The organism is Acidovorax sp. (genome assembly GCF_046341535.1).
In the GTDB taxonomy this organism is placed as follows: Bacteria; Pseudomonadota; Gammaproteobacteria; order Burkholderiales; family Burkholderiaceae_C; genus Acidovorax.
Genome location: NZ_JBKDRI010000013.1, coordinates 1 through 4,525, shown reverse-complemented (window position 1 = coordinate 4,525; position 4,525 = coordinate 1). Strand labels below are relative to the sequence as shown.

General features: G+C 61.8%; 3 protein-coding genes. 2 read left to right on the top strand and 1 reads right to left on the bottom strand.

Features of this window, described 5'->3' with window-relative positions; translation table 11 throughout:
- The first annotated feature begins 765 nt into the window (after positions 1-765).
- On the top strand, positions 766-2,439 hold the full coding sequence (locus ACK543_RS00780) for an MFS transporter (protein WP_409940978.1): 1,674 nt from the start codon (positions 766-768) through the stop codon (positions 2,437-2,439).
- 219 nt (positions 2,440-2,658) lie between these two features.
- Positions 2,659-2,865 carry a hypothetical protein gene (locus ACK543_RS00775; protein ID WP_409940977.1) on the top strand — a complete coding sequence of 69 codons (207 nt, stop codon included), beginning with the start codon at positions 2,659-2,661 and terminating at the stop codon, positions 2,863-2,865.
- A 36-nt stretch (positions 2,866-2,901) separates the two neighbouring features.
- Here the strand turns inward: ACK543_RS00775 and ACK543_RS00770 are convergent, their stop codons facing one another.
- Positions 2,902-4,017 (bottom strand): ABC transporter substrate-binding protein, encoded by a 1,116-nt coding sequence (locus tag ACK543_RS00770; protein ID WP_409940976.1) that lies wholly within the window; start codon positions 4,015-4,017, stop codon positions 2,902-2,904.
- Positions 4,018-4,525: the final 508 nt, after the last annotated feature.

The window sequence follows — 4,525 nt, the reverse complement described above, 5'->3', positions numbered from 1 at the left end:
GACGGCAAGAAGACCCCGCTGTAAGCAGGCGAGGCATGTGGTCGGTCACTGTGGTGGCCGCTCAGTCAAAAAAGGCTTCCCTTCGGGAAGCCTTTTTTATCCTAGAAACGGCAGTTGGATGCATTTGCCAGCGCTGCTGTTCGGGTGCCAGGCAAGGCGCGACGACGCGGCAGGCTCGTGCCTGCACTGAGGGGCAACACCGCATGGCGCTCCAAAAGCGGCGCTGGCAAGTGCATAGCGCTGTCACCCCAAAGGTGAGGCGGCGAAAACAACCCAAGGCCCGAGTCCACGCGGTGTGCGGCAAGACGACAAGCGGTCAACTGCCGTTTTTAGGGTCACTTCTCTCACTGCAACGCCAAAGGCCCGCACGCAGGCTCCGCAAGGCCTTCCAGCGCGCTGGTGGCAGGGTGCAAAGTGCTTCGCAGGTCTTGGGGCGCGTGCCCAGTGCTTGAGCTCCTCGATGCCAAACACCAGCTTTTTTGAAGATGGTGTTGGCTTGCAGCGGGCCGCTGTGAACCTTGGCTGTTGCCGTCCATTGCGCTGGGCGTCTGCACACCATCACCGCCCGATGCTTGCCCTGCTCTCGGGGTCGAAAGTTCGGCGTCCTGGTGGCAACGGGCACTGGCACGCAGCGTCTTGTAAGTCTCGGTTCAGTTTGCCGCAAGCCTGCGTTGGTTTGGCGTCAGAGGTGAGTCAGTGCTCTCACGAAGAATGCGTCCAGCTCGCCGCTGCGCGATCTTCAAATCACCAGGAGACATTGACACCATGGCAACCACCCATCCCGCACCGCGTCCGATGACCGCCGAAGAGCGCAAGGTCATCTTCGCGTCTTCGCTCGGCACCGTTTTCGAGTGGTACGACTTCTATCTCTACGGCTCGCTCGCAGCCATCATCGCCAAGCAGTTCTTCTCGGGCCTGGACCCACAGGCGGCGTTCATCTTTGCGCTGCTGGCTTTTGCGGCGGGCTTCATCGTGCGCCCGTTCGGCGCGCTGGTGTTCGGCCGCCTGGGCGACATGATCGGTCGCAAGTACACCTTCCTGGTCACGATTTTGCTGATGGGCGCATCGACGTTCATCGTCGGCATCCTGCCCAACTACGCCACCATCGGCGTGGCCGCTCCCATCATCCTGATTGCCCTGCGCATGCTGCAGGGCCTGGCCCTGGGGGGTGAGTACGGTGGTGCGGCCACCTACGTGGCAGAACACGCGCCCCACGGCAGCCGTGGTGCCTACACCGCCTGGATTCAGACCACGGCCACGCTGGGTCTGTTCCTGTCGCTGATCGTGATTCTGGGCACCCGCACCGCCATCGGCGAAGCCGCCTTTGCTGATTGGGGCTGGCGCGTGCCGTTCATCGTGTCGATCGTGATGCTGGGCATCTCGGTGTACATCCGTCTGCAGATGAACGAATCCCCCGCATTCCAGAAGATGAAGTCCGAGGGCAAGACCTCCAAGGCCCCGCTGACCGAAGCCTTCGGCCAATGGAAGAACCTGAAGATCGTGCTGCTGGCCCTGTTCGGCCTGGTGGCAGGCCAGGCTGTGGTCTGGTATTCGGGCCAGTTCTATGCGCTGTTCTTCCTGACCAGCGTGCTGCGCGTGGATGGCGCCACAGCAAACATCCTGGTGGCGCTGTCGCTGATCATCGGCACTCCGTTCTTTGTGATCTTCGGTACGCTGTCGGACAAGATCGGCCGCAAGCCCATCATCCTGGCCGGCATGGCCCTGGCGGTGGTCACGTATTTCCCGCTGTTCAACATGCTGACCAACGCGGCCAACCCTGACCTGGCCGCTGCGCAGGCCAAGAACAAGATCGTGGTGTCCGCACCGGCTGGCGATTGCTCGTTCCAGGGCAATCCCGTGGCGCGTGAAATCGACTTCACCAAATCGTGCGACATCGCCAAGCGTTTCCTGGCCCAGAACTCGGTGAGCTACGAGAACGTGGTCGCCACGGGTGCGGGCCCTTCGACCGTGAAGATCGGTGACAAGGAAATCGCGGCCCCGACCGCCAAGGTGGTCAACAGCAAGTTTGACGAAGAAAGCGCCAAGAGCATTGCAGCCTTCAAAAAGGAAGTCGGCGAAGCGCTCAAGGCTGCGGGTTACCCGTCCAAGGCTGATCCCGCCAAGGTCGACAAGGTCATGATCGTTGTGATCCTGAGTATCCTGGTGATCTACGTCACCATGGTGTACGGCCCCATCGCTGCCATGTTGGTGGAGTTGTTCCCAACCCGCATCCGCTACACATCCATGTCGCTGCCCTACCACATCGGTAACGGCTGGTTCGGTGGCCTGATGCCGACCATTGCGTTCGCGATGGTCGCCCAGAACGGCAACATGTACCACGGCCTGTGGTACCCCATCGTCATCGCGGGCGCCACGTTCGTGATCGGTCTCCTGTTCGTCAAGGAAACCAAGGACAACGACATTTACGCGGACGACTGAGAACGGGGCATCCAAGCGTCTCGGCCGCTGCGCCGGGACACTTATTGAGTCGGCACCTTTGAACTTGAACCAGCCGTTCGGGCTGAGCCTGTCGAAGCCTTGCGCAGACCTTCGAACCGCATCAACGCATTCAAGTTGGTTGATGCCGACTCAATAATCAAGGGCCTTTCCTGAGCCGGAAGGCCCTTTTTTAAGGAACCTCAATAACGGAGATATGCCATGTGGAAAATTGTGGTCGGATTTGTTTTGTTTGCGGCGCTGGCCATGTTTGTGATCATCAAGGGCGGTAACGATCTGGACATGAGCGGCGAAAAGCACGGCACGGATACGTCGCATGCCCCGGCACCCGCAGCGCCCGCGTCGGATGCGGCCGCGCCTGCTCCCGTTGCAGCCACGCCTGCTTCGGGCGCCAGCGAAGCCAAGTAGTGCGCAGCCCGGCTGGAGGCGCGTTGGCGCTTGTCCTCAGCGGCGGAACTTGCCGTCCGGCCCGATGATGGAGAGATCGGCAAAGTCCAGCCCCGTGTGGTCATCCGGCGAGAAGTTCAGCTCCAGCCCGCCCAGGTCGAACTTGCGCAGGCCCTCCAGCGCTGCCTGCAGCTTCTCGCGCGTGGGCTTGGGGCCGGCGCGGCGCAGGCCCTCGACCAGCACCTTGGCGCCTGCAAAGCCTTCGAGCATGGCGGGGCTCAGTGCGTCGATGCCTTTGGCGCGGCCCAGCTCCTGTGCTTCTTTCACCAGCGGGAACGTCATGGCGCGCTCGTTGGGAAACACCTGCGTCACGATCACGCCACGGCTGTTGGTGCCCAGGCTCTTGATGAAGCCTCCTGACGCGTTGTTGGACAGCGTCACGATCTGGGCGGAGGAACCTGCCTGCCGCAGGGCATTCGTGGCTTCGACCACGGCCGCCCCGGATGCCACCATCAGCACCGCCTGCACCTCGGCCTTGGCAGCCTTGGCCACGATGGGGGCGAAGTCGGGCTGGGCGCGGTCAAACTTTTCCTGCACCACGGGTTGAAGCTTGCTGGCCGCAAGACCCCTGAGCGCACCGGCAATGCCATCGTCACCAAAGCTGTCGTTGGCCGATACCAGCGCAATGCGTGTCACCCCCAGGGAGGCCAGGTGGGTCATGGCCTTTTCTGCCTCGCGCTGGTAGGTGGCGCGCACGTTGAAGATGTGTTTTTGCACCGGGCGGTGCAGCACGATGGCACCGGTCGAGGGCGCCACCAGCGGCACGCCGTGCTTGTCAAGCAGCGGAATGATGGCCTGCGTGTGCGGCGTGCCGCGCGTGAGGAACATGGCCACCACGCCTTGTTCCTCCATCAGCTTGCGCGCATTCTCGGTCGCCTGCTTGGGGTCAAACTTGTCGTCCAGCGACACAAGCTCGATCTTCTGGCCGTTGATGCCACCCCTGGCGTTGACCGCATCCAGATACAGCAGGGCACCGTCGGTGGTCTCCCGCACGCCTGCGGCCACCTGGCCGGTGAAGCCCGCCGTCTGGCCGACCAGAATCTGGGCCTGGGCAGGCAGCACCATCGCAACGACGAGGGTCGCCAGGGTTAGCAGTTTTTTTCCTGAGGTCATTGTGTCTCCCGGAGTTTCGTGAACGTGAACTCAGTCTAGAGACCCGCAATGGCGGTGGAATCAGTAGTTTCCGAATGCGTTGGGCACGGCAAGGTCTCTGCTGCCGTGCTCCCGCTCGCCGCTCGCGTTGCCTTGCGGGGGGATGCAGAGCGTCCCTGGGGGCATTGAGAACGTTGGCGGCGCGATGCGCTGCGCATGCCTGGGAGCCTGTCGGACTTGGAAATCGTCGGCTGCAAATCGACCGCAGCGGTCCATTTTTAAACGCCTTTTTGCCCCATAGCTCGGCGATGGGGCTTCAAATTAGGCAAAAACTGTCCTCGCGGGGGCCGATTTTCGCTTACGACGCTCCAAGTCCGACAGGCTCCTAGTGTCATGTCCGGTTAATTTCTGGCATTAATCGTGCATGCCAATGCGGTATCTTGGGAACGGAGATACCGCCATGAGGACAGGAAGACCGAAAGTCGAGTTGCTGCTGACGGACGATGAGCGCTCGCAGCTTCAGTCGTTT

Bases quoted from the DNA above. Each gene is read 5' to 3' on its own strand.
- ACK543_RS00780 (WP_409940978.1), top strand. From the start codon at position 766: ATGGCAACCACCCATCCCGCACCGCGTCCGATGACCGCCGAAGAGCGC.
- ACK543_RS00775 (WP_409940977.1), top strand. From the start codon at position 2,659: ATGTGGAAAATTGTGGTCGGATTTGTTTTGTTTGCGGCGCTGGCCATG.
- ACK543_RS00770 (WP_409940976.1), bottom strand. From the start codon at position 4,017: ATGACCTCAGGAAAAAAACTGCTAACCCTGGCGACCCTCGTCGTTGCG.